Source organism: Paucibacter sediminis (assembly GCF_030254645.1).
Lineage (GTDB): Bacteria > Pseudomonadota > Gammaproteobacteria > Burkholderiales > Burkholderiaceae_C > Paucibacter_B > Paucibacter_B sediminis.
Genome location: NZ_CP116346.1, coordinates 948,598 through 971,757, shown reverse-complemented (window position 1 = coordinate 971,757; position 23,160 = coordinate 948,598). Strand labels below are relative to the sequence as shown.

General features: G+C 71.1%; 19 protein-coding genes. 2 read left to right on the top strand and 17 right to left on the bottom strand.

What is annotated here, in order from left to right; translation table 11 throughout:
- Positions 1-51: 51 nt before the first annotated feature.
- From PFX98_RS04460 to PFX98_RS04420, 9 genes are read right to left on the bottom strand one after another with little or no spacing between them, the layout of a single operon-like run.
- Positions 52-1,410 (bottom strand): sensor histidine kinase, encoded by a 1,359-nt coding sequence (locus PFX98_RS04460; protein WP_285233966.1) that lies wholly within the window; start codon positions 1,408-1,410, stop codon positions 52-54.
- Between the two features lie 4 nt (positions 1,411-1,414).
- A complete protein-coding gene (locus PFX98_RS04455; RefSeq protein WP_285233965.1) occupies positions 1,415-2,779 on the bottom strand; it encodes a sigma-54-dependent transcriptional regulator in 1,365 nt (454 codons plus the stop codon).
- A gap of 25 nt (positions 2,780-2,804) precedes the next feature.
- Complete coding sequence (locus tag PFX98_RS04450; RefSeq protein WP_285233964.1) at positions 2,805-4,028, bottom strand: FtsX-like permease family protein; 1,224 nt, start codon at positions 4,026-4,028, stop codon at positions 2,805-2,807.
- 12 nt (positions 4,029-4,040) lie between these two features.
- On the bottom strand, positions 4,041-5,345 hold the full coding sequence (locus PFX98_RS04445; RefSeq protein ID WP_285233963.1) for an ABC transporter permease: 1,305 nt from the start codon (positions 5,343-5,345) through the stop codon (positions 4,041-4,043).
- A 9-nt stretch (positions 5,346-5,354) separates the two neighbouring features.
- Positions 5,355-6,572: an ABC transporter permease gene (locus tag PFX98_RS04440; protein WP_285233962.1), complete on the bottom strand. Its 1,218-nt coding sequence runs from the start codon at positions 6,570-6,572 to the stop codon at positions 5,355-5,357.
- 11 nt (positions 6,573-6,583) lie between these two features.
- On the bottom strand, positions 6,584-7,891 hold the full coding sequence (locus PFX98_RS04435; RefSeq protein WP_285233961.1) for an ABC transporter permease: 1,308 nt from the start codon (positions 7,889-7,891) through the stop codon (positions 6,584-6,586).
- Complete coding sequence (locus PFX98_RS04430) at positions 7,891-9,189, bottom strand: TolC family outer membrane protein (protein ID WP_285233960.1); 1,299 nt, start codon at positions 9,187-9,189, stop codon at positions 7,891-7,893. The genes PFX98_RS04435 and PFX98_RS04430 overlap by 1 nt, the downstream gene beginning before the upstream one ends.
- Positions 9,186-9,911, bottom strand: a complete 726-nt coding sequence (locus tag PFX98_RS04425; protein ID WP_285233959.1) for an ABC transporter ATP-binding protein — start codon at positions 9,909-9,911, stop codon at positions 9,186-9,188. Before PFX98_RS04425 ends, PFX98_RS04430 begins: the two co-directional genes overlap by 4 nt.
- A gap of 20 nt (positions 9,912-9,931) precedes the next feature.
- Positions 9,932-11,203 carry an efflux RND transporter periplasmic adaptor subunit gene (locus PFX98_RS04420; protein WP_285233958.1) on the bottom strand — a complete coding sequence of 424 codons (1,272 nt, stop codon included), beginning with the start codon at positions 11,201-11,203 and terminating at the stop codon, positions 9,932-9,934.
- Between the two features lie 248 nt (positions 11,204-11,451).
- Here PFX98_RS04420 and PFX98_RS04415 point away from each other — a divergent pair, with 248 nt between their 5' ends.
- A complete protein-coding gene (locus PFX98_RS04415; RefSeq protein ID WP_285233957.1) occupies positions 11,452-13,704 on the top strand; it encodes a bifunctional diguanylate cyclase/phosphodiesterase in 2,253 nt (750 codons plus the stop codon).
- Between the two features lie 8 nt (positions 13,705-13,712).
- On the opposite strand, the gene PFX98_RS04410 is transcribed toward PFX98_RS04415, so the two are convergent.
- Together PFX98_RS04410 and PFX98_RS04405 are read right to left on the bottom strand one after the other, a co-directional pair.
- A complete protein-coding gene (locus tag PFX98_RS04410) occupies positions 13,713-14,849 on the bottom strand; it encodes an alpha/beta hydrolase family protein (protein WP_285233956.1) in 1,137 nt (378 codons plus the stop codon).
- Positions 14,846-15,136 (bottom strand): antibiotic biosynthesis monooxygenase family protein, encoded by a 291-nt coding sequence (locus PFX98_RS04405; RefSeq protein ID WP_285233955.1) that lies wholly within the window; start codon positions 15,134-15,136, stop codon positions 14,846-14,848. The genes PFX98_RS04410 and PFX98_RS04405 overlap by 4 nt, the downstream gene beginning before the upstream one ends.
- Before the next feature lie 69 nt (positions 15,137-15,205).
- On the opposite strand from PFX98_RS04405, the gene PFX98_RS04400 reads away from it, so the two are divergent.
- Positions 15,206-16,324, top strand: coding sequence for a GGDEF domain-containing protein (locus PFX98_RS04400; protein ID WP_285233954.1), 1,119 nt, complete (start codon positions 15,206-15,208; stop codon positions 16,322-16,324).
- Here the strand turns inward: PFX98_RS04400 and PFX98_RS04395 are convergent.
- From PFX98_RS04395 to PFX98_RS04370, 6 genes are read right to left on the bottom strand one after another with little or no spacing between them, the layout of a single operon-like run.
- Positions 16,317-17,108, bottom strand: a complete 792-nt coding sequence (locus PFX98_RS04395) for an alpha/beta fold hydrolase (RefSeq protein ID WP_285233953.1) — start codon at positions 17,106-17,108, stop codon at positions 16,317-16,319. The two genes, PFX98_RS04400 and PFX98_RS04395, sit on opposite strands and share 8 nt — an antisense overlap.
- A gap of 5 nt (positions 17,109-17,113) precedes the next feature.
- The gene (locus PFX98_RS04390; protein ID WP_285233952.1) at positions 17,114-17,338 is read right to left on the bottom strand and encodes a formate dehydrogenase subunit delta; all 225 of its coding nucleotides are present in this window, start codon (positions 17,336-17,338) and stop codon (positions 17,114-17,116) included.
- Positions 17,328-18,185 carry a formate dehydrogenase accessory sulfurtransferase FdhD gene (fdhD, locus tag PFX98_RS04385; RefSeq protein WP_285233951.1) on the bottom strand — a complete coding sequence of 286 codons (858 nt, stop codon included), beginning with the start codon at positions 18,183-18,185 and terminating at the stop codon, positions 17,328-17,330. Before fdhD ends, PFX98_RS04390 begins: the two co-directional genes overlap by 11 nt.
- Positions 18,175-21,063 carry a formate dehydrogenase subunit alpha gene (gene fdhF / locus PFX98_RS04380; RefSeq protein ID WP_285233950.1) on the bottom strand — a complete coding sequence of 963 codons (2,889 nt, stop codon included), beginning with the start codon at positions 21,061-21,063 and terminating at the stop codon, positions 18,175-18,177. The genes fdhD and fdhF overlap by 11 nt, the downstream gene beginning before the upstream one ends.
- Complete coding sequence (locus PFX98_RS04375) at positions 21,060-22,628, bottom strand: formate dehydrogenase beta subunit (protein WP_285233949.1); 1,569 nt, start codon at positions 22,626-22,628, stop codon at positions 21,060-21,062. The genes fdhF and PFX98_RS04375 overlap by 4 nt, the downstream gene beginning before the upstream one ends.
- On the bottom strand, positions 22,628-23,080 hold the full coding sequence (locus tag PFX98_RS04370) for a formate dehydrogenase subunit gamma (RefSeq protein ID WP_285233948.1): 453 nt from the start codon (positions 23,078-23,080) through the stop codon (positions 22,628-22,630). The genes PFX98_RS04375 and PFX98_RS04370 overlap by 1 nt, the downstream gene beginning before the upstream one ends.
- Positions 23,081-23,160 lie beyond the last annotated feature (80 nt).

Here is a 23,160-nt window from a genome sequence, read left to right as displayed (position 1 = left end):
TGGCGCCGGGCAGTGACGCCGCGTGGGCCTGCAGTGCTTTGAACTTGTTCTTCATCGCGGCAACCACAGGCTGACCTGCAGCCCGCCGCCCTCGCGGTTCGCCAGCGCGATGCGCCCGCCATGCGCCTCGGCGATCTCGCGCGCCAGCGCCAGGCCCAGGCCGGTGCCGCTGCGCTTGGTGGAGTAGAAGGGCAGCAGGGCCTGTGCCAGCACGGCCTCGCTCATGCCGGGGCCGCGGTCGGCCACGGTGAGGCGCCAGTCGGGGCCCTGGGCCTGGATGCCAAGGCTCACCTGCCCGGCCTCATCCGCCTTGGCACTGCCGGCCTCATGCGCGTTCTTGATCAGATTGATGAGGGCCTGCTCGACCTGCGCGCCGTCGAAGCGCGCCGGCGCCAGCGGCAGCTCGCCCTCCAGCCGGAATTCGCAATGGGCCGCCAGGCCGTCGACGAAGCCGGCCCATTCCACCGGCTCAAGGCGCGGTGTCGGCAGCTTGGCAAAGCTGGCGTAGCCGGCCAGAAAGCTGTGCAGATGGCGGGCGCGCTCGCCGATGCTGGCGAACACGCCGGGGATGCGCTCAAGATCGCCGCGCCGCGCCAGCTCGGCGCCGCTGTGCGCCAGCGAGGAGATCGGCGCCAGCGAGTTGTTGAGCTCGTGGCTGATGACGCGGATCACGCGCTTCCAGCTCGCCACCTCCTGGCGCGAGAGCTCGCGCGTCATGCGCCGCAGCAGGATCAGCCGGTGCGGCAGGCCCTGCAGGCTCAGCTGGCGCTGCGAGACATGGAAGCTCTCCTCTTCCGCGCCGCCCGCCTCGTTGATGGTGAAGAGCTGGTCGCGGCCGCTGTGCAGGGCCTCGGCCAGGCCGGCGGGGGCCTGCGCCAGCAGCACGTCCAGCATGCGCGTCTGCAGGCTGCGGCCCTGGCCCAGCAGCTGGCGCGCGGCGATGTTGGCATAGGCGATGCGGCCCCCGGCATCCACCAGCAGCAGGGCCACCGGCGTGTTCTGCACCACGCTGTCCAGCAGCAGCTCGCGCTGCGCCAGATGCTGGCGCTGCTCGCGCAGCGCCAGGCCCAGCTGCTTGTGCAGGCGCAGCAGCTCGGCCAGTTCGCCGCCGCCATCGGCGCTGATGGCGCTGCTGAAATCGCCGTCGCGGTAGCTCAGCACCGCGCCCTCCAGCGCGCGCAGCAGGCGCTTCAGCGGCGCCAGCGCGGCGCTGGCCGCGAGCAGGCCGATCGGCAGCATCAGGCCCAGCGTCAGCAGCAGGGCCTGCCAGCCCCAGGGCGCCGGCGCCGCACCGGCGTCGGCCCAGGCCAGCAGCTGCGGCAGCGGCCAGTAGACCAGGGCGGCGTGCAGCAGCCAGCTCAGCAGCGCGGCGCCCCAGAGCAGCAGAACGAAGCGCCACTGCAGGCTCATCGCGTCAGTCCCTGGGAAGCCCGTAGCGCTCCATGCGCCGGTACAGGGCCTGGCGCGACAGGCCCAGGCCCTGGGCCGCGCGCGCCACCACGCCGCCGGCGGCGGCCAGCGCGGCCAGCACGACCTCGCGGCTGGGCTCGTCCAGATTGCGCAGCGCGGCGGGTGCGGTGCTGGCCGGCGCCAGCGCCAGGTCGGCGAGCTGGATCTGGCCGGTCTGGCACAGCAGGGCGGCGCGCGCCATCACGTTCTTGAGCTCGCGCACATTGCCCGGCCAGGCATGGGCCAGCAGGCCCTCGCGCGCGGCCTCGCTGAGCTGCACGGACTCGCCGTTCTGGCGCCCATGCTCGGCCAGGAAATGCTCGGCCAGCGGCAGCACGTCCTCGCGCCGCTCGGCCAGCGGCGCTAGCCGCAGCTCGATCACGTTGAGGCGGTAGTAGAGGTCTTCGCGGAAGCTGCCCGCCGCCACCATGGCCTTGAGGTCGGCATTGGTGGCGGAGAGCACGCGCACCTTGGTCTCGCGCGTGCGGTTGGAGCCCAGGCGCTCGAAGCGGCCGGTCTCCAGCACGCGCAGCAGCTTGACCTGGCCGGCCAGCGGCAAGTTGCCGATCTCGTCCAGGAACAGGGTGCCGCCGTCGGCGGCCTCGAAGCGGCCCTCGCGCGCCCGGTTGGCGCCGGTGTACGCGCCGCTCTCGGCGCCGAACAGCTCGGCCTCGATCAGCTCGCCCGGCAGGGCGCCGCAGTTCAGCGCCACGAAGGGGCCGCCGGCCACCGCCGAGTTGGCATGCACGATGGCGGCGATGCGCTCCTTGCCGCTGCCATTGGGCCCGCTGATCAGCACCGGCAGCGGCGCGCGCGCCACCTGGCAGGCGGTCTCCAGCGTGGCCAGCATGGCGTCGGAGGCGAACACCAGCTCGCCCAGCTGGTAGCGCGCGCGCAGGGCGGCATGGCGCTGGCGGCTGGCTTGGCGCCGGCGCTGCAGCTCGCGCGTGGATTCGGCCAGCTCCAGCAGGTTCTCCACCGTGGCCAGCAGGCGCGCATCGTCCCAGGGCTTGGCCAGGTAGTCGGCCGCGCCGGCCTTCACCAGCGCCACCGCCTGCTCCAGCTGGGTCCAGGCGGTGAGCAGGATCACCGGCAGGTCGGGATGCAGGGCGCGGATGCGCTGGAACAGCGCGCGGCCCTCCTCGCCCGAGGTGGTGTCGGCGCTGAAGTTCATGTCCTGGATCACCAGGTCCACCGGCTCGCGCGCCAGCAGGGCCAGGCCTTGCTCGGGCTCGCTGGCATAGAGGGCACGGATGTCGTTGAGCGAGAGCGAGAGCGAGAGCGCCTCGCCCACGCCGGGGTTGTCGTCGATGATCAGAACGGTGCGCATGCGGGGCGCAGCATAGCAACAAGCCTCATCCGCGCAAGACCTGCACCGGCGGCAGCGCGGCGGCGCGGCGCGCCGGCCCCAGCACCGCCAGCTGGCCCAGCGCCAGCAGGGCCAGCGCGCCCACCGGCAGATAGGCCAGCGGCAGGCGCGGCAGCTGGTAGTTGAGCATCAGCGCCAGGTTGATGGCATAGGCCGCCACCATGCCCAGCGCGATGCCCAGCGCCGAGAGCAGCAGGTTCTCGAGCTGGAAGTAGCGCAGGATCTGGCCGCGCGTGGCGCCCAGGGCGCGGCGCGTGCCTATCATGCGGCTGCGCTGGCGCACCCAGAAATTGGCCAGGCCGATGATGCCCAGCGCGGTCACCACCAGCAGCACCAGGCATACCAGGGCGAGGGTCCAGGCCATGTAGCGGTCCTGCTGGAAATGGCGCTGGCGCAGCTCGTCGATGCCCAGGGCCGGCTCGAACACGCGCCGGCGGTCGGCCTGCAGCAGGGCCGCCCGCGCGGCCTTGATGACGGCCTCGCGCTGGCCCGCCTGGGCGCGCAGCAGGTAGACGCCGGCGTCGTAGCCCACCCGCACCGGCAGCACCACGGCGTAGTCGCCCTGGCTCTGCACATCGCCGGGGCGCACGCGGCCGAGGGTCTCGATCACGCCCAGCACCTTGACCGGCTTGTTGCCGCCCGGGTAGACCTCCTTGCCGAGCGCCGACTCGCCGGGAAAGAAATGCTCGGCCAGCGTGCGGCTGATCAGCACGCCGGGGATGCTGGCGTCCGGCTGGCCGCGCAGCAGCGCCAGGCTCTGGTATTCCTCGGGGTGGAAGTCGCGCCCGGCGAGCAGGCGCAGGCCCGAGCTGGCCAGCCAGCCCTCGCCGGCCAGGTACCAGGAGGCGTTGGCATCGGGGCGCGCGGCATCGGCGCTGCGCGAGATGCCGCCGTTGTTGGAGCTGTCGCCGAAGGGCACCTGGTTGAGCACGCTGGCCTGCTGCACGCCGGGCAGGCCGCGCAGCAGGGCCAGGTCGCGCTGGGTGGCGGCATCGACGTTGGCCTCCTTGCGTATCGGCGCCAGCTGCAGCACCACCGATTCCTGCTCGGCAAAGCCGCTCGGCAGCTGCATGGCGGCCAGGCGGTGGCCGATCAGGAACACCGCGTTGCAGATGATGGCGCAGCTCAGGCCCACCTCCAGCACGATCAGGCCGGCCGCGATCTTGTGGCGGCGCAGGGTCTTGAAGATGGGGCCCAAATGCAAAGACATGGCGATCCGGCCTTACTGTGATTTGAGTTGCAGCGCCGGCGCCACCTGGGCGGCGCGCCAGGCCGGCAGCAGGCCGGCGGCCACACTGGCCAGCAGCGAGACGGCGATGCAGGCGGCCAGCATCGGGCCATCGAGCCGCGCCAGCTCGGCATAGGAGGCCGGGTTCATGCGCACGCCCAGCAGGCCGATCCAGGCCAGCAGCAGGCCCAGCAGCCCGCCCGCGCCGCCGATCACCAGCGCCTCCACCAGATGCTGGGCAAAGATGGCCTTGCGCGAGGCGCCGAGCGCGCGCCGCACCCCGATCTGCGGCGTGCCGCGCAGGCATTTGGCCAGCAGCAGGCCCACCGTGTTGGTCAGGCAGACGAGCAGGAAGCCCAGCGCCAGCCAGAGCTGCAGCCGGACGTCGCCGGGCACCACCTGCTTGTGCACCAGCCATGCGCGCACGCTGCGCAGGCGCTCGTTGGGCGGGCGCTCGAAGCGGCCCGCCTGGCGCTGGCGCTCGGCATAGGCCACCAGATAGGCGCGGTAGTCCTGCCGCGCTTGCGCATCGGGCAGCTCCACCCAGTACTGCATCCAGGCGCAGTTCGCGCCCGCCGCCAGCGGGTCGTTGACGCGCTCGTTGCCCCAGCAGTTCATGCTGCCGGCGCGGTTCAGGCCGATCTCCATGGCGGTGGCAAAGGGCACGAAGAGTTCCTCCACGCGCGCATAGCTGCCCATATTGAGGTCGTAGAAATGCGGCGTCAGGCGCCAGGGCGCGAGCACGCCGATGATGCGCATCTCAGTGTCCTGCACGCGCAGGCTGCGGCCGCTGCTGTCGGCGCCGCCGAACAGGCGCTCATTGAGTTCGTGCGAGATCACCACCACGCGGGCATGGGCGGCGTCGTCGGCGGCGCTCCAGCCGCTGCCGAAGCGCAGCGGCGCGCCCATCATGGCGAAGAAGTCCGCCGAGGCATAGCGCGCGCTGACGCTGCGCGCCTCGGCCTGCTCGGCCTGGTCCTGCACGATCGCGGTGCCGCCGCTCATGAGGGCCTGGCGCGGTGCGCGCGCCTCGGCCAGCAGGTTCTGCGCGTCGAGCCGGGTGAGCTGCTCGTCGGGCTCCTCGCCGGCGCGCCAGCCCTGCAGCTGGCCGGCATCCAGCTGCACCAGGTGCAGCCGGTCGCTGCGGCCCGGCAGCGGGTCGGCCGAGAGCACGTGGTAGACCGTCAGCGTGGTCATGCTGGCGCCTATGCCCAGGCCCAGGGCCAGCACCATCAGGCCGGTGAGCACCGGATTGGCGCGGCAGCTGCGCAGCGCCAGGTCCAGGTAGTAGGCGAACATGCGGGTGCCTCAGCCGCGCAAGGCTGCCACCGGCGGCAGCGCGGCGGCGCGGCGCGCCGGTGCCAGCACGGCGAGCTGGCCCAGCGCGCACAGCACCAGCGCGCCGACCGGCAGATAGCTCCAGGGCAGGCGCGGCATCTCGTAGTTCTGCATCAGCAGCAGGCTGATGCCATAGGCGGCCGCCATGCCGATCACGATGCCCAGGCCCGAGAGCAGCAAGTTCTCGGCCTGGAAGTAGCGCAAGATCTGACCCCGGGTGGCGCCGAGCGCGCGCCGCGTGCCGATCATGCGGGTGCGCTGCTGCACCCAGAAGCTCGCCAGGCCGACGATGCCAAAGGCGGTGACCACCATCAGGGCCAGGCACACGCCCACCAGCAGGTGCACCATATTGCGGTCCTGCGCGTAGTAGGCGCTGCGCATCTCGCTGAACAGCTGCTGCTGGCGCAGGATGCGGCCGGGGCCGGTCTGGTCGAGCGCGGCGATGGCGGCCTTCAGCACGGCCTCGCGGCGGCCGGGCTCGGTGCGCAGCACATAGGCGCCGCCGCGGAAGCTCTCGCGCACCGGCAGCAGCATGCTGTAGACGTTCATGTCGTCGCTGCCGCCGGGATGGGGCGTGACTAGGCGCTCCACCACGCCGACGATGCGGGTGGGTTCGTCGCTGATGCCATAGAGCGTCTGGCCGACCGCGTCGGCGCCGGGGAAGAGGCGCTCGGCCAGCGCCTTGTTGATCACCAGCGCCGTCACCTTGCCGGTCTCGCTCTGCTCCAGCGTGCTGTTGTCCAGGTATTCGGAGGCCTCGAAGTCGCGCCCCGCCACCAGGCGCAGGCCCAGCGCCTGCAGCCAGCCCTCGGAGGCGTTGTAGGACGCCACGCCCACGCCCGGCGCATTGCGGTCCGCCTGGGTGCGCATGGTGCTCATGCTGAAGCTGCGGCCGAAGGGCAGCTGGTTGATCACGCTGAGCTGCTGCACGCCGGGCACGGCGCGCAGCGCCTGCAGGTCGGTGCGGGTCTGCGCATCAGCGTTCTGGCTCGGCCCGACGCCGACGACCGACACCACCACCAGCTCATCGTCCACCAGGCCGCTGGGCTCGTTGATGCGCTCCAGGCGCTGGCTGATCAGGAACAGCGCGTTGCAGACGATCGCGCAGGTCAGGGCCACCTGCAGCACGATCAGGCCGGCGGCGGTCTTGTGACGCTTGAGCGTCGCGAGGATGGGCAGCAGATCCATGGTGAGGCCTCTCATTGGGACTTGAGTTGCAGGGCGGGCTGGACTTGGGCAGCGCGCCAGGCCGGCAGCAGGCCGGCGGTGAGGCTGGCCAGCAGGGCCAGGCCCAGGGTGGTGGCAAGCATGGTCAGGTCCATGTGCACCAGGGCGCCGTAATCGCTGCTGCCCTGGCGCACCGCCCAGATGCCGGCCCAGGTGAGGGCCAGGCCCAGCACGCCGCCCACCAGGCCGAGGCTGCCGGCCTCGACCAGGAACTGCAGAAAGATCTGCCGGCGCGGCGCGCCGAGCGCGCGCCGCACGCCGATCTCGCCCGAGCGGCGCAGCGCCTTGGCCAGCTGCAGGCCCACCGTGTTGGTGAGGCAGACGGCCAGGAAGCCGAAGGCCAGCCAGAGCTGCAGGCTGATGTCATGCGGCACCACGCGGTTGGCGTCCAGCCATGCCATCACCGGGCGCATGCGCACATTGGTGGGGCGCTCAAAGCGGCCGGCGCTGCGCTGGGCATCGGAGTAGCGCTTCAGGTAGTCCAGATAGGCGCTGGCCTTGGCGGGCGTGTCCAGCTGCACCCAGTACTGCAGCCAGGCGCAGGGCGCGCCGACGTTGCGCGCCTCGGAGGGCGCCACATTGGCCCAGCAGTTGAAATTGCCCCAGCTGGAGAACTTCAGCGTGATGGCGGTGGCGAAGGGCACGAACACCTCGGCGGTGTCGGCAAAGCTGCCGAGCGTGAGGTCGAAGTAATGCGGCACCGGGCGCCAATGGTCCAGCACGCCGATGATGCGCATGTCCTTGTCGCGCAGGCGCAGCATCTTGCCGCGGCTGTCGGCGCCGCCGAACAGGCGCTCGTTGAGCTCGCGCGAGATCACCACCACGCGCGCCTCGGCCTGCTCGTCGGCCTTGCTCCAGCCGCCGCCGTAGAGGAAGGGCGCGTCGAACATGGCGAAGAAGTCGGCGCTGGGATAGCGCGCGCGCACATTGAAGGGGCGCTCGCCCGACTGCTCGGGCGTCAGGGCCACGCCGCCGCCGGTCATCATCACCTGCTTGTCGGCGCGTGCCTCGCGCAGCAGCGCCTCGGCATCCAGGCGCGTGAGCTGCTGGGTCGGCTCGCCGCCGGGCTGGAAGCCGTTGCCCAGGCGCTCGGCGTCGAGCTGGATGTTGTAGAGCTGTGCGCTCTTGGCCGGGATGGGGTCGCGCGACAGCACGTAGAACACCGTCAGCGTGGTCATGCAGGCGGCCACGCCGATGGCAATGGTCAGCAGCATCAGGATGGTGAGGCCGCGGCTGCTTTTGAAGCTGCGCAGCGCCAGTTCGAAGTAGTGGCCGAGCATCAGGATTCCCCTTTGGATTGCAACAGCAGATTCAGCTTGGCAAGCGTGGGCTCGCCCAGTTGGCCGGCGGCCTGCTGCAGCAGCAGGGTGGCCAGCACATAGCGGTGGCGCGCGTTCTCATGCGCGCCCTGGGCGGCGGTCTGGCTCTGGATCGCCAGCAGCAGATCGGTCATGCTGCGCGTGCCCAGGGCCTGGCCGGCGCGCGTGGAGGCGAGCGCCTGGTTGGCCGCCTGCACCGCCGCGGCGCTGCTCTGCAGCAGCGCCAGGCTGGCGCGCACCGCCTGGTACTGGGCCTCGGTCTCGCGCACCAGGGCGCGGCGCGCGGCCTCCAGCTGCTCGCGCACGGCGTCGCGCTGGTGCACGGCCTGGCGCTTGGCCGATTCGGTGGCGCCGCCGGCGAACAGCGGGATGTTGAGGCGCAGCGCCAGCTGGGTCAGGCTGCGGCCGCTGTCCGGCTCGCTGACGGCGGAGCCCTGGCGGCGCGTGCTGTCGAGGCCGACGCTCACGGTGGGCAGATGCACAGCGCCGGCGGCGCCGATGCGCTGCTCGCTGGCCTGCAGGGCGAGGCGCTGCGCCTGCAGTGCCGGGTTGGCCTGCAGGGCCTGCTCGACCCAGGCTTGGCGGTCCTGAGGCTGCGGTTCCTGCGCCTGCAGATCGGCGGCCAGGGCCTGCAGCGCGCCGGGCTGCTGGCCGGTGATCTGGGCCAGGGCCTGGCGCGCATCGGCCAGGCTTTCCTGTGCCTGGATGCTGGCGCCGCGCGAGAGCTGGTAGTAGGTGCGCGCCTGTTCCACGTCCACCGCCGCCGACAGCCCGGCCTTGAAGCGCTCTTGCGCCTGTTGCACCTGCTGGGCGAAGGCGGCCTCGTTGGCCTCGGCATTCTTCAGCGCCGCCTGGGCCGAGAGCACGCCGAAATAGGCGCTCGCCACGCGTGCGCAGAGGTCCTGTTCGGCCGCCAGCACGCGCGCGTCCTGGGCCGAGACCAGGCTGGTCTCGGCCTGCCAGCGCCGCAGCTGGCCGAGGTCGAGCAGCACCTGGCTGAGGCTGCTGGTGCTGCGCTGTTCGCGCGCGCCATCGGCCTGGTAGCGCGTCTCGCTATAGCCCAGCGACCATTGCGGCAGCAGGGCCGCACGCGCCTGCGTGGCCAGCTCGCGCTGCACGCCGCGCTGGGCATCGGCGCCGGCCAGCAGCGGGTCGGCCGCACGCGCCTGGGCATAGACCTGCAGCAGGTCTTCGGCATGCGCCGGGCCGGCGCCGACCAGGGTCGCGGCCAGGCTCAGCACGAGGGCGTGCAGCTTCATGCCATCTCCGCCGGGCGGCGCGGCGACAACAGGTCGGGGCTGAGGCCCAGCTCGGCGGCGATGTCCACCACCTGGCCGTCGATCACATGCACATTGCGCTGCGCACGCGCGGCCAGCTGCGGGTCGTGCGTCACCATCACGATGGTGGCGCCCTCGCGGTGCAGCTCCTCCAGCAGGTCCATCACGCTGCGCGCCATCTGGCTGTCGAGGTTGCCGGTGGGCTCGTCGGCCAGCAGCAGGCGCGGCTCGCCGGCCAGCGCGCGCGCGATCGCCACGCGCTGCTGCTGGCCGCCCGAGAGCTCGGCCGGGTAATGCTTCTCGCGCGCCGACAGGCCCACGCGCGCCAGCGCCTCGCGCGCGCGGCGGCGGCGCTCCTCGGCCTTCATGCCGCGGTAGCGCAGCGGCACCTCGATGTTGTCCAGCACATTGAGGTCGGGGATCAGGTTGTAGGCCTGGAAGATGAAACCGATCTTCTGGTTGCGCAGGCGCGAGCGCTGGTCGTCGTTCATCGCGCTGACGTCCACGCCGTCGAGCTCGTAATGGCCGCCGCTGAAGGCCTCCAGCAGGCCGGCGATGGTGAGGAAGGTGGTCTTGCCCGAGCCCGAGGGGCCGGTGACGGCGACGAACTCACCCTCCTTGACCTCGAGGTTGAAGTCGCGCAGCGCATAGGTCTCGACCATCTCGGTGCGGTAGACCTTGGACAGGTTCTTCATCTTCAGCATGGTGTTGTTCCTCTCGCTGTTCATTGACTGACGTTGACGCGCTCGGCGCCCTTGAAGGCATCGCTGCCGGAGATGACGACGCGCTCGCCCGGCTTGAGCCCCTCCAGCACCTCGACCTTGGCCAGGCTTTGCGCGCCCAGCCGGATCGCGCGCTTGAGCGCCTGGCCGTCCTGCAGCACGTAGACGTAGCGGCCGCCGCTCTCCTCGATGAAGCTGCCGCGCGCCACGCTCAGCACCTGCTCGCGCTGGTCCAGCAGCACGCGCACGCTGAGGCGCTGGTTCTGGCGCAGCTGCTCCGGGCGCTGGCCCTCGAAGCGCAGGCGCGCCGCCACCTCGTTGTTGACCACCTCGGGCGAGATCGAGCTGACCACGCCCTTCCAGCTCTGGCCGTTGCCGCGGATCTCGCCGGGCATGCCGGGCGCCAGCTCGCGCGCAAAGCTCTCGGCCACCTGCATCTGCACCTCCAGCGCGCTGAGGTCGATCACCGACAGCAGCTTGGCATCCTTGGCCACGGTGCTGCGCTCGGTGACGAAGAGCTGGCCCACCTGGCCGTCCACCGGCGAGCGCACGTTCAGCTCCTCGACCTGGCGCTCCAGCTCCTTCACCTGCATCAGCTGGCGCTCGTAGGCCTGGCGCTTGGCGAGCAGCTCGAACTTGAGCGCGTCGTCCTTCAGCCCCACCAGGCCCTGGGCCTGCTTGAGCGCGACCTGGGCGCGCGCCACCGCGTCGCGTGCCAGGTCCACCTGCATGCCGGCGGTGGCGCCGGCCTCGAAGGCCTGGGTCTGGCGCTTGAGGTCGTTCTGCGCGGTCTGGTGGGCGATGCTGCTGGTTTCCAGATTGCTCTGTGCCTGGGCGATCTGCTGGCGCGCGTCCGCCTCGGCACGCAGCATGTCGCTCTTCAGCGCATCGGCGTTGGAGCGCTCCTGCGCCAGCCGGGCCGTCAGCTCGGGGCTGGCCAGGCGTGCCAGCAGCTGATCGCGCTTGACCGCATCGCCGGCCTGCACCAGCAGGCTGACGCTGCCGGCATTGCCGGCATAGAGGGTGGGGCTGACGGCCGCCACCACCTTGCCGTCGCCGGCCACGTCGCGCGTCAGCTGGCCCAGCTCCACGGTGGCGATGGCCAGGCGCCCGGCGCTGATCGACTGGTCGGCCGAGAGCTGGCGTTTCAGCCCGGGCACGGCCCAGGCCAGCAGGCCCAGGCCGGCCAGGCCGGCGGCGGCGATCGCGAAGCGGCGGCCGCGGCGCGGGCCCTGCGGCAGGAGCTTGTCTTGGGCGGAGGTGTCTCGGATCATCTGGGCGCTTGTGGCGTGGGTATGCGGCCCTTATCGCAAGCCACGTGCCAGCCCCGGCGCCGCGCCCGCGGCCATATGAATCAAGCACTTGGCGCTGGCTCCCGGGGGCGGAAAGTGTCCGCGGACAGTGCCGCGGACAGTCCGGCGTACGTCCGCGGCGTCTCCGCAGCGGCACGTCGCGCCCATGACGCAGGTCAAGCCGCGCGATGGGCGGCGGCCTATGCTGGGTGACGAACAATCTGGATGACATGGCCAACCAACCCGTCGGCGGGCTCGCCCCGACCCTGCGCCTTTCCGCGATGCCGCGCCGCCTGCTGCTGCCCCTGTTGCTGGCGCATGGGGTGGTGGTGTTGCTGATCGCTGCGCTGGCCTTCAGCAGCCTGGTGGACAGCCGCCGCAGCTACGAGCAGCGGGCGCAGGCCGCGGCAGCCAGCCGTGCCTCCGAGCTGAGCCTGCTGGTGTCCGCCGAGCTCAGGCGCGTCGATCTGGCCCTGCAGACCTTGCAGGAGCGCCTGCGCGAGCCGCTCGACGAGCCGGCGCTCGACGCCCTGCTGAACCGCCAGCGCGCCCTGCTGCCCGAGCTGGACAGCCTGCGCGTGGCGGATGCCGACGGGCGCGTGCACGGCCCCGGCGCATCGCAGGCGGGGGCCGGCGTCAGCAATGCCGACCGCGACTATTTCCAGCAGGCGCGCGACCTGCCGGCGCGCCTGGCGGTGTCCGAGCCCAAGCTCTCGCGCATCAGCGGGCAATGGGGCTTCACGCTGGCGCGCCGCCTCGAGCGCCGCGACGGCAGCTTTGCCGGCGTGGTGTTTGCGACCCTGCAGAGCGCGCATTTCGAGCGCCTGTTTGCGGCCGTGCGCCTGGAGCCGCAGGACTCCATCGCGCTGCGCTCCGCCAGCGTCAGGCTGATCGCCCGCCATGTGCGCAACGGCGGCCCGCCGGCGCCGCTGGGCGACAACCAGGTGTCGGACGAGCTGCGGCGCTCGCTGGCGGCCCAGCCCGACGAGGGGCAGTACCGGGTGCACACGGTCTCCGACGGTATCGACCGCTTCTTTGGCTACCGGCGCATCCCGCTGTCGGGCCAGTACATGGTGGTGGGCCTGGCGAGCGAGGGCTATCTGGCGCCCTGGCGCGAGCAGGCCTGGCTGACCCTGGGGCTGGCCGCGATGGCGCTGCTGGCGCTGGGTGCCAGCGGCGTGGCGGGTGTGCGCGCCTGGCGCAACGAGGCCGGCCTGGCGCGGCGCCTGGACGAGGCCAAGGCCACCTACCAGGATCTCTACGACAACGCGCCCTGCGGGTACCACTCGCTCGACCCCGAGGGGCGCTACCTGTTCGTCAACAACACCGAGCTGGGCTGGCTGGGCTGCCGGCGCGAGGAGCTGATCGGCCGCCTCGGCCCGGCGGACTTCTTCACGCCGGAGGGGCAGGCGCTGTTCAAGGCGCAGTTCCCGCGCTTCCTGGCCGAGGGCGAGATCCACGACGTCGAGGTCGAACTGCTGAGCCGCGATGGCACGCGCCGCCGGGTCAGCATCAGCGCCACCGCGCTGCGCGACGAGCAGGGGCGCATCCTGAGCAGCCGCTCGGTGCTGTTCGACATCACCGAGCTGAACCAGGCGCGCCAGGCGCTGCGCGCGCTCAGCAGCGAGCAGAGCGTGATGCTGGACAACGAGCTGGTCGGCATCGTCAAGTTCAAGGGTGGACGCGTGGTGTGGCTCAACCGCGCGGTGCAGCACATGCTGGGTTATGACGAGCAGCAGATCCTGGGCCAGGACGGCCAGCTGGCCTTCGCCGATGCCGACAGCTTCGGCCACCAGGTGGCGCAGGCGCGCGCGGCGCTGCAGGCGGGGCATGCCTACCGCAGCGAGCTGCAGGTGCGGCGCAAGGACGGCGCCACGCTGTGGCTGGCGGTGCACGGCGCGCTGCTCAGCCCGCAGAGCGGCGAGAGCCTGTGGATCCTCGTGGACATCAGCGCCCTCAAGCAGCAGCAGGCCCAGATCGAGCATCTGGCCGGCCACGACGCGCTCACCGGCCTGCCGAACCGGCGCCTGCTGGACGACCGCCTGCGCCAGGCGTTGGCGCAGAGCCAGCGCGATGGCCGCACGCTGGCGGTGGCGATGTTGGATCTGGACGGCTTCAAGCCGGTGAACGACCGCCTGGGCCATGCCGCCGGCGACCAGGTGCTGGTGCAGATCGCCAGGCGCATCCAGCAATGCCTGCGCGCGGTGGACACGGTCTGCCGCGTCGGCGGCGACGAGTTCGTGCTGGTGCTGCCGGGCGTGGCGAAGGACGGCGAGGAGATCCTGCAGCGCGTGCTGGCCAGCATCCGCCAACCCATCGACCTGGGCGCGCAGTGGGGCTCGGTGCAGCTCTCAGCCAGCCTGGGCTATGCCCTCTACCCGCAGGACGGCAGCGGCGCCACCGAGCTGCTGCGCCTGGCCGACCAGACCATGTACCGCGTCAAGACCGGCGGCCGCGGCGGCATCCGGCGCCACGCCGGCTAGCCGCATCCTTAGCGCTGCTGCCACTGCCCCAGCTCGCCCAGCCAGGCCTGCGCCTGCGCCTGCAGCCACTGCCGCGCGGCCGGGCGCTCGCGCAGATGGGCGTCCAGAAAGGCTACCGTGGTGCCGGCGATCAGCACGTCGAACTCCGCCTTGCCATGCGACTCGCGCAGCGGCAGGCCGCGCGCGCTGGGCAGCATGGGGGTCGGCTCGGCGCCGCGCGGCAGGTTGCCGCTGCCGCCACGCCCACGCCGGCCGTTGCCGGTGTTGCTGCCGGCGCGCGCGGCGCTGCGGTCCTGCGCCAGCGCGTCCAGCTCCTCCTCGCTGTGGCCGGCCAGGCGCGCATGGTTGGCGCCGTCCAGCAGCAAGAGGTATTTGGCGCCGGCGGGCATCAGGCGGAAGGGCAGCTGGCGCGCCTCGGCGGAGGCGACGAAGCCGCTCGGGTCCAGGTCTTGCCTGGCGGTGATGCTCAGCACCGGCACCTGGATGCCGGCATAGCGCGCGGCGCCTTCCTCGCCCGGCGCCACCAGCGGGCTGAGCAGGATGCTGGCGCGGAACTGCGACGCCAGCAGCAGGGCGCTCTGGGCGCCCAGGTCGTAGCCGGCGATGGCCATGCGGCCGAAGTCCAGCCTTGCGCAATCGGGGTCGCCGGCGGCGGCGCGGCGGCGCGCCTCCTGCAGCAGCGCGTCCAACCTGGCCAGGCGCGCCGCGCTGGCGGCATGGCGCTCGCGTGCCAGGGTCCTGAACTCGGCGGCACGCGCCAGCTCCGAGCCCCAGGCCAGCGCGTCCTCGTCCAGCGGCTGCACCGACAGCACCGCGTAGCCGGCGCGCGCCCAGGCCTGGCGCCACAGCGCACCGGCCTGTTCGGACTCGCCCAGGCCGGGCAGATAGACCACCAGGGGCAAGGCCTGACCCTGGCTCGGCAGGGTCAGCGCCAGCGGCAGCTTCTCGCCCTGCACCAGCCAATGCTGCGGGCTGAAGCTTGCGCCCTCCTGGATGGGCGCACGGTAGCCGCTGGCCGCCAGCGCCTGGGCGTTCGCCAGGTGCTGCGCCTGCGGCGCGGGCGCCTGGCTGCGCTGATGGCCGCGCGGGCCGGCGCAGCCGAGCAGGGCCAGCGTCAGCACCAGCGGCAGCAGCCTTGCGTTCATACCTGGCAGAAATGTTCCACTTGCGGGGGGCTAGCGAAGAAGCCGCCGACGATGGCACGCCATTCGGCGAACAGCGGCCCGCCGCGGAAATGCACCGTATGGTCTTCCAGCGTGGCCCATTCGATCAGCAGCAGATAGCGCTCGGGCGACTCCAGGCCCTTGCGCAGGCGGTAGCCCACAAAGCCCTGGGCACGCGAGATCACGCTCTGCACGCCGCGATGCAGGGCTTCCTCGAAAGCGGCCTGCTGGCCGGGCTGGATGCGGATATCGGCAAGTTCCAGAATCATGGTGTCTCCCCTGCTGGCACGCCGCCAGCTTGCGGCTACATTCTCGCCTGAGGCGTGGAGGAGCGCGGCGTGCGAACAGAACTCGAGGGATTGGCGGCAGAGAACCTGGCCTTGCGGGGCCAACTCGACGCACTGCTGCGCGAGGCGCGTGCCAACGAAGACAAGCTGCGCCGCTTCGAGGGTCTGGAGCATCGCCTGATCGGCGCGGGCTCGGTGGTCGAGCTGGTGAAGCTGCTGCTGTGCGACTACAAGCCGGCCTTCGGCATCGACAGCGTGACCCTGAGCCTGCTGGACCGCGAGCTGGAGCTGAGCCGCCTGCTCAAGACCCAGGGCGAGCCGGAGCTGGAGGCGCTGCGCCTGCTGCCGCTGGGTGACGAGCTCGAGGCCCTCTACGGCATGACGCCGCGGCCCTGGCTGGGGCCCTTCGATGCGCGCCGCCATGGCGACCTGTTCGGTGCGGTCCGGCCGCGCTCGGTGGCGCTGCTGCCGCTGCTGCGCCGCGGCGAGCTGATCGGCAGCCTGCATTTCGGCAGCCTGGATGCGCAGCGCTACGACGCGCAGGCGGGCACCCAGTTCCTCGAGCGCCTGGCGGCCATCGTCGCGGTATGCCTGGAGAGCGTGCTGAACCAGGAGCGGCTCAAGCTCGCCGGCCTCACCGACATGCTCACCGGCGTGCACAACCGCCGCTACTTCGAGCACCGCTGCCAGATCGAGATCGCGCAGGCGCGCCGCCACCACCATGCGCTGGCCTGCCTGTTCCTGGACGTGGACTTCTTCAAGCGCATCAACGACAGCCATGGCCATGCGCGCGGCGACCTGGTGCTGCGCACCGTGGGCCTGCTGATCCAGGCGCAGCTGCGCGCCGGCGACACGGTGGCGCGCTGGGGCGGCGAGGAATTCGTGGTGCTGCTGCCGCGCGCGGCGGCGGCCGCGGCGCGCGACATCGCCGAGCGCATCCGCCAGCGCATCGCCGTCCAGCAAGTGCCGGCGGCCGCCGGCCAGGTGCTCAACATCACCGCCTCGATCGGGCTGGCGATGCTGGAGGAGGTGGACGGCTCGGCCGCCGACGCCACCCTGCCGGCGGTGGCCGAACGCCTGGTGGCCGCCGCCGATGCCGCGCTCTACCGCGCCAAGCAGGGCGGGCGCAATCTGGTGGTGGGGCCGGGCATAGGCGCGCTGATCAGCTGAACTCGGGCAGCAGCGCCCTGGTGTGGGCGATGACGGCCTCGGGCTGGTCCTTTTGCGGTGCGTGGCCGCATTGCGCCAGCGCCACCACGCGCGTGTCCGCATGGATGCGCCCCACCGCCTCGATCTGCGCCAGGCTGCCGTATTCATCGCCCTCGCCCTGCAGGGCCAGCACCGGGCAGGCCAGGCCGCGCAGATCGGCCTCGATATTCCATTGCTCGAAGCCCGGGCGCAGCCAGGCGTCGTTCCAGCCATAGAAGGCCGAGTCGACGTCGGCATGGTGGCGTGCCAGCGCGGCGCGCAGCGAGCGGCCGGACTCGAACGCCTGCTTGGCCTGGCGCAGGCCCGCGAGCGTCATCGGCTCGACGAACAGATGCGGCGCCAGCGCTGCCAGGCCGCGCACGCGCGCCGGATAGGCGGCGGCGAACAGCAGGGCCAGGCTGGCGCCGTCGCTGTGGCCGAACAGGAACAGGCGCTCGTGCTGCAGGCCGAGCGCGTCGAAATAGGCCGGCAGCAGCGTGCGCGTCTGGCGCTGCAGATAGTCCTGCGGCCAGGGCTCGGTGCGCGGCGTGCTGTTGCCATAGCCGGGGCGCGAGAACAGCAGGCCGCGGCACTGCAGCGCATCGCACAGGCGCTGCGGGAAATCGCGCCATTGCGACAGCGAACCCAGGCCCTCGTGCAGGAACACCACCAGGGGCCGGGCGCGCCGTTCGGCGCTCAGCCATTGCGATTCGATCTGCAGCTGCCGGCCCTCGAGGTGCAGCGGCTGCAGCCAGCTTGCCGTCATCTGGCTCAGGCCAGCAGGCTGCGATGCCGCTGGATCGCCTCCAGCACCATGGCGTGCAGGCCCGGGTTGTGGCCGCCGTCGAGCTGGGCCAGCAGCTCGCGCCGCATGCGCGGCTCCCAGAACTTCTTGAGGTGCTGGGCGATGCCTTCCACCGCCTCCTGATGATCGGGCATGGCCTCGAAGAAGGCGCCGATCTGGTTGGCCATGCGGACCAGGGTGTCAATGTGCATGATGCGCAGAGGAAAGATGTTCAAGCGCGAGCCGCTCGGGATGACAGTAGACCACCAGGTCCTGCTGGCGCGCGAAGCCCACCAGGGTCATGTTGGCACGCGTGGCGGTGGCCACCGCGAAGGAGGTGGGCGCCGAGACGGCCGCCAGCAGGGGCACGCCGGCGGCGGCGGTCTTCTGCACCATCTCGAAACTGGCGCGGCTGGTGACGGCAATGAAACCCTGCGAGGCATCCACCGTGTGGCGGGCCAGTGCGCCGATCAGCTTGTCCAGCGCGTTGTGGCGGCCCACGTCCTCGCGCAGCCATTGCACCTCGCCATCGGCCGAGCACCAGGCGGCGGCATGCACCGCGCCGGTGGCCTGCTGCAGGGTCTGCAGATCGACGAACTGCGCCATCGCATGGCTGATGGCCTCGCGCTGCAAGACCTGACCCCCGGGCAGCACGGGCAGGTTGCGGGCCACCTGGCCCAGGCTTTCGGTGCCGCAGAGGCCGCAACCGGTGCGGCCGGCCATCGAGCGGCGCCGTTCCTTGAGGCGCGCAAAGGCCTCGCCGGCGACGCGCAGGTGCAGGGTGATGCCCAGCTCGGAGGCTTCCTCCTCGACGCCGTAGAGCTCGTGCGCGGCGCTCAGGATGCCCTCGCTGAGCGAGAAGCCGAGCGCGAAGTCTTCCAGGTCCAGCGGCGTGGCCAGCATCACCGCATGCGAGATGCCGTTGTATTCCAGCGCCACCGGCACCTCGTCGGCCACCCAGTCCTGCATGAGCTCCAGGCCCTGGCCGGCGCGCACGCGTTTCACCGGCAGGGTGCGCGCGCCCTCGCAAAAGCCCGGCTTGCTGCTGTTACTTGCCATGCACCACCTCATGCGCCTGCTGCAGCAGCTGCTGCTGCACCTGGTTGAAGCGGTTGTACTCCTGCTGCCAACTCGACTGGTGCGAGGGCTGCTGCACCGGCATCACCTGCACCGCCGTGACCTTGTACTCGGGGCAGTTGGTGGCCCAGTCGGAGTTGTCGGTGGTGATGACGTTGGCGCCCGACTCGGGGAAGTGGAAGGTGGTGTAGACCACGCCCGGCTGCACCCGCTCGGTGAGCGTGGCGCGCAGCACGGTCTCGCCGGCGCGGCTCTGGATGCCGACCCAATCGTTCTGCCGGATGCCGCGCTCCTCGGCGTCGTGCGGGTGGATCTCCAGCCGGTCCTCGCTGTGCCACTCGTTGTTGGGCGTGCGGCGCGTCTGCGCGCCGACGTTGTACTGGCTGAGGATGCGGCCGGTGGTGAGCAGCAGCGGGAAGCGGCGCGTCACCTTCTCGTCGGTGGGCAGGTACTGGGTGATGATGAAGCGCCCCTTGCCGCGCACGAACTTGTCGACGTGCATGATGGCGGTGCCGGCCTCGTCGGTGGTTTCGTTGCAAGGCCATTGCACGCTGCCCAGGCGTTCGATCTTGGCGTAGCTGACGCCCGCGAAGGTGGGCGTGAGCGCCGCGATCTCGGCCATGATCTCCTCGGGCATGCTGTAGGGCATGGGATAGCCGAGCGCCTCGGAGAGCTTGACGGTGACCTCCCAGTCGGCATAGCCGGCCAGCGGCGGCATCACCTTGCGTACGCGCGAGATGCGGCGCTCCGCATTCGTGAAGGTGCCGTCCTTTTCCAGGAAGCTGGAGCCCGGCAGGAACACATGGGCGTACTTGGCGGTCTCGTTGAGGAAGATGTCCTGCACCACCACGCATTCCATCGCCATCAGCGCGGCGGCCACATGCTGGGTGTTGGGGTCGGACTGCACGATGTCCTCGCCCTCGCAGTACAGGCCCTTGAAGCTGCCGGTGAGCGCGGCGTCGAACATGTTCGGGATGCGCAGGCCCGGCTCGGGGTCGATCGCTACACCCCAGGCGGCCTCGAACTGCGCGCGCACCGTGCTGTCGGAGACATGGCGGTAGCCCGGCAGCTCATGCGGGAAGCTGCCCATATCGCAGGAACCCTGCACATTGTTCTGGCCACGCAGCGGATTCACGCCCACGCCCTCGCGGCCGACATTGCCGGTGGCCATGGCCAGGTTGGCAATGCCCATCACCATGGTGGAGCCCTGGCTGTGCTCGGTCACGCCCAGGCCGTAATAGATCGCGGCATTGCCACCCGTGGCGTACAGGCGCGCGGCCGCGCGCACCTCGGCCGCCGGCACGCCGCTGGCGGCCTCCAGCGCCTCGGGCGAGTTCTCGGGCCGGGCCACGAACGCGCGCCACTCGTTGAAGCTCTTGGTGTCGCAGCGTTCGGCCACATAGGCCTCGTTCACCAGGCCCTCGGTGACGATCACATGGGCCAGCGCGCTGATCACCGCCACATTGGTGCCGGGCTTGAGCTGCAGATGGTGGGCGGCCTGGACATGGGGAGTCTTCACCAGGTCGATGCGGCGCGGATCGACCACGATCAGCCGGGCACCCGGTCTTTTTCCATCACCCCGCAGGCGCTTCTTCAGGCGCGAGGCGAACACCGGGTGGGCATCGCTGGGGTTGGCGCCGATCACCATCACCACATCGGCATGCTCCACCGACTTGAAGGTCTGGGTGCCGGCCGAGGTGCCCAGGGTCTGGCCCAGGCCATAGCCGGTGGGCGAGTGGCAGACGCGCGCGCAGGTGTCGACGTTGTTGTTGCCAAAGGCGGCGCGCACCAGCTTCTGCACCAGATAGGTTTCCTCGTTGGTGCAGCGCGAGGAGGTGATGCCGCCGATCGAATCCTTGCCATGCTTGGCCTGGATGCGGCGGAACTCGCTCGCCGCATGGGCCAGCGCCACCTCCCAGCTGACCTCCTGCCAGGGGTCCTGGATGGAAGCGCGGATCATCGGCTTGGTGATGCGGTCGGCATGGGTGGCATAGCCCCAGGCGAAGCGGCCCTTCACGCAGCTGTGGCCCTCGTTGGCCTTGCCGTCCTTCCAGGGCACCATGCGCACCACCTGCGTGCCCTTCATCTCGGCCTTGAAGCCGCAGCCCACGCCGCAATAGGCGCAGGTGGTGATGACGCTGTGCTCGGGCTGGCCCAGCTGAATGACGCTCTTCTCCTGCAGCGTGGCGGTGGGGCAGGCCTGCACGCAGGCGCCGCAGCTGACGCAGTCGGAGGCCATGAAGGGCTGGTCCTGCCCGGCGGCCACGCGCGACTCGAAGCCGCGGGCCGAGATGGTGAGCGCAAACGTGCCCTGGGTCTCCTCGCAGGCGCGCACGCAGCGGTTGCAGACGATGCACTTGGCGGGGTCGTAGGTGAAGTAGGGGTTGGACTCGTCCTTCTGGGCGTCGCAATGATGCGCCCCTGCTGCCGCACCGACGCCGTAGCGCACATTGCGCAGTCCGGTCACGCCGGCCATGTCCTGCAGCTCGCAATCGCCGTTGGCGGCGCAGGTCAGGCAGTCCAGCGGATGGTCGGAGATGTAGAGTTCCATCACGCCCTTGCGCAGGTCCTGCAGCTTGGGGCTCTGGGTCCTGACCTTCATGCCGGCCTCGGCCGGCGTGGTGCAGCTGGCCGGATAACCCTTGCGGCCCTCGATCTCGACCAGGCAGAGCCGGCAGGAGCCGAAGGGTTCGAGGCTGTCGGTGGCGCAGAGCTTGGGCACCTGGATGCCGGCGTCCGCCGCGGCGCGCATCAGCGAGGTGCCGGCCGGTACGGTGACGGCAAAACCGTCGATCTCCAGCGTGACTTCCTGCTTGGATTCGCGCCGGGGTGTGCCGTAGTCCATTTCTTGGTTTTTCATGATGCTGATGCCTCCTGCACGGCGGCCAGGCCGAAGTCCTGCGGGTAATGGTTCAGTGCCGAGAGCACCGGGTAGGGCGTCATGCCGCCCATGGCACACAGCGAACCGTGCAGCATGGTGTCGCAGAGATCGCGCAGCAGCACGACCTGCTGCTCGCGCTGCTGATCCGCCTTGATGCGGTCTATCACCTCGACGCCGCGCGTCGAGCCGATGCGGCAGGGCGTGCATTTGCCGCAGGACTCGATGGCGCAGAACTCCATCGCGTAGCGGGCCAGCTGGGCCATGTCGGCCGTGTCGTCGTGTACGACGATGCCGCCGTGGCCCAGCACCGCGCCCATCGCGGCATAGGCCTCGTAGTCCAGCGGCACATCCCATTGCGACGCCGGGATGTAGGCGCCCAGCGGGCCACCCACCTGCACCGCCTTGATGGGCCGACCGCTGGCGCTGCCGCCGCCGAAATCGATCAGCAGCTCGCGCAGCGTGAGGCCGAAGGCCTTCTCCACCAGGCCGCCATGCTTGATATTGCCGGCCAGCTGGAAGGGCAAGGTTCCATGCGAGCGGCCCATGCCGTAGTCTCGATAGAACTGGGCCCCGCGCGCCAGGATGAGGGGCGCCGTGGCGAAGGTGATGACGTTGTTGATGACGGTGGGCTGGCCGAACAGGCCCTCGATGGCCGGCAGCGGCGGCTTGGCGCGCACCACGCCACGCTTGCCCTCGATGCTTTCCAGCATCGCGGTCTCCTCGCCGCAGACATAGGAGCCCGCGCCCTTGCGCACTTCCAGCTCGAAGGCATGGCCGGAGCCGCAGATGCTGGCGCCCAGGAAGCCGGCCGCACTGGCGCGCCGGATCGCCTCCTGCATGGTGGCGATGGCATGCGGGTATTCGGAGCGGATGTAGATATAGCCGCGCGTGGCGCCCACCGCCAGCGCGGCGATGGCCATGCCCTCGATCAGCATGAAGGGGTCGCCTTCCAGCGTCATGCGGTCGGAGTAGGTGCCGGAGTCGCCCTCGTCGGCATTGCAGACGATGTATTTCTGCTCCGCCGCGGTCTGCTGCACCGTCCGCCACTTGATGCCGGCCGGGAAGGCCGCGCCGCCACGGCCGCGCAGGCCCGACTGCGTCACTTCCTGCACGATGGCGGCGCCGTCCAGCGCCAGCGCGCGCCTCAGCCCGGCCCAGCCCTGATGGGCCTCATAGTCGGCCAGCGAGAGCGGGTCGGTGATGCCCATGCGGGCGAAGGTCAGGCGCTCCTGCCTGGCGAGATAGGGGATGTCGTCGGTCGCGCCCTGCCTGAGCGCATGCGCGCCACCGGCCAGCAGGCCGGCGTCCAGCAGGGCCGGCACGTCCTCGGGCGCCACCGGGCCATAGGCGATGCGGCCGGCGGGCGTGGCCACTTCCACCAGCGGCTCCAGCCAGAACAGGCCGCGCGAACCATTGCGCACCAGCTCGATGGCCAGACCGCGCTGCGCGGCCTCGCGCTGCAGGGCGGCGGCCACGTCGTCGGCACCCACCGCCAGCGCGGCGGAGTCGCGCGGCACGAAGATCTTGGTCACGGCGGCACTCATCACAAGCCCTCCTTGGCGAGCAGGGCATCGAGCTTGGCCGGCGTCATGCGCGCATGCAGCCGGTCGTTCAGCTGCAGGGCCGGCGACAGCGCGCACAGGCCCAGGCAGTAGACCGGCTCCAGCGTCACCGCGCCATCCGCGCGCGTGCTGTGCGAGGCGCAGGAGAGGCGCTGCTCGGCATGGGCCAGCAGGGCCTCGGCGCCGCGCGACTGGCAGGCCTCGGCACGGCAGACCTGCAGCACCTGCCGCCCGGGCGGCGTGCTGCGGAAGAAATGGTAGTAGCTCAACACGCCATGGACCTCGGCGCGCGAGAGGTTCAGATGCTCGGCGATCAGGGGCACGGCGGCGGGTGGCACATGGCCGAGCCGCTCCTGCACGGCATGCAGGATGGGCAGCAGGGCGCCGTCTTGCGCGGGATGCGCGGCGAGCAGTTCGCGGATGAGATCGTCCATGGGGAAATAAGCGGTTGCCAATCGAGAGGATAGGCCGTCCGCGCGCGGACGGCCTATCGTTACGCGCTACGCACGGTCTT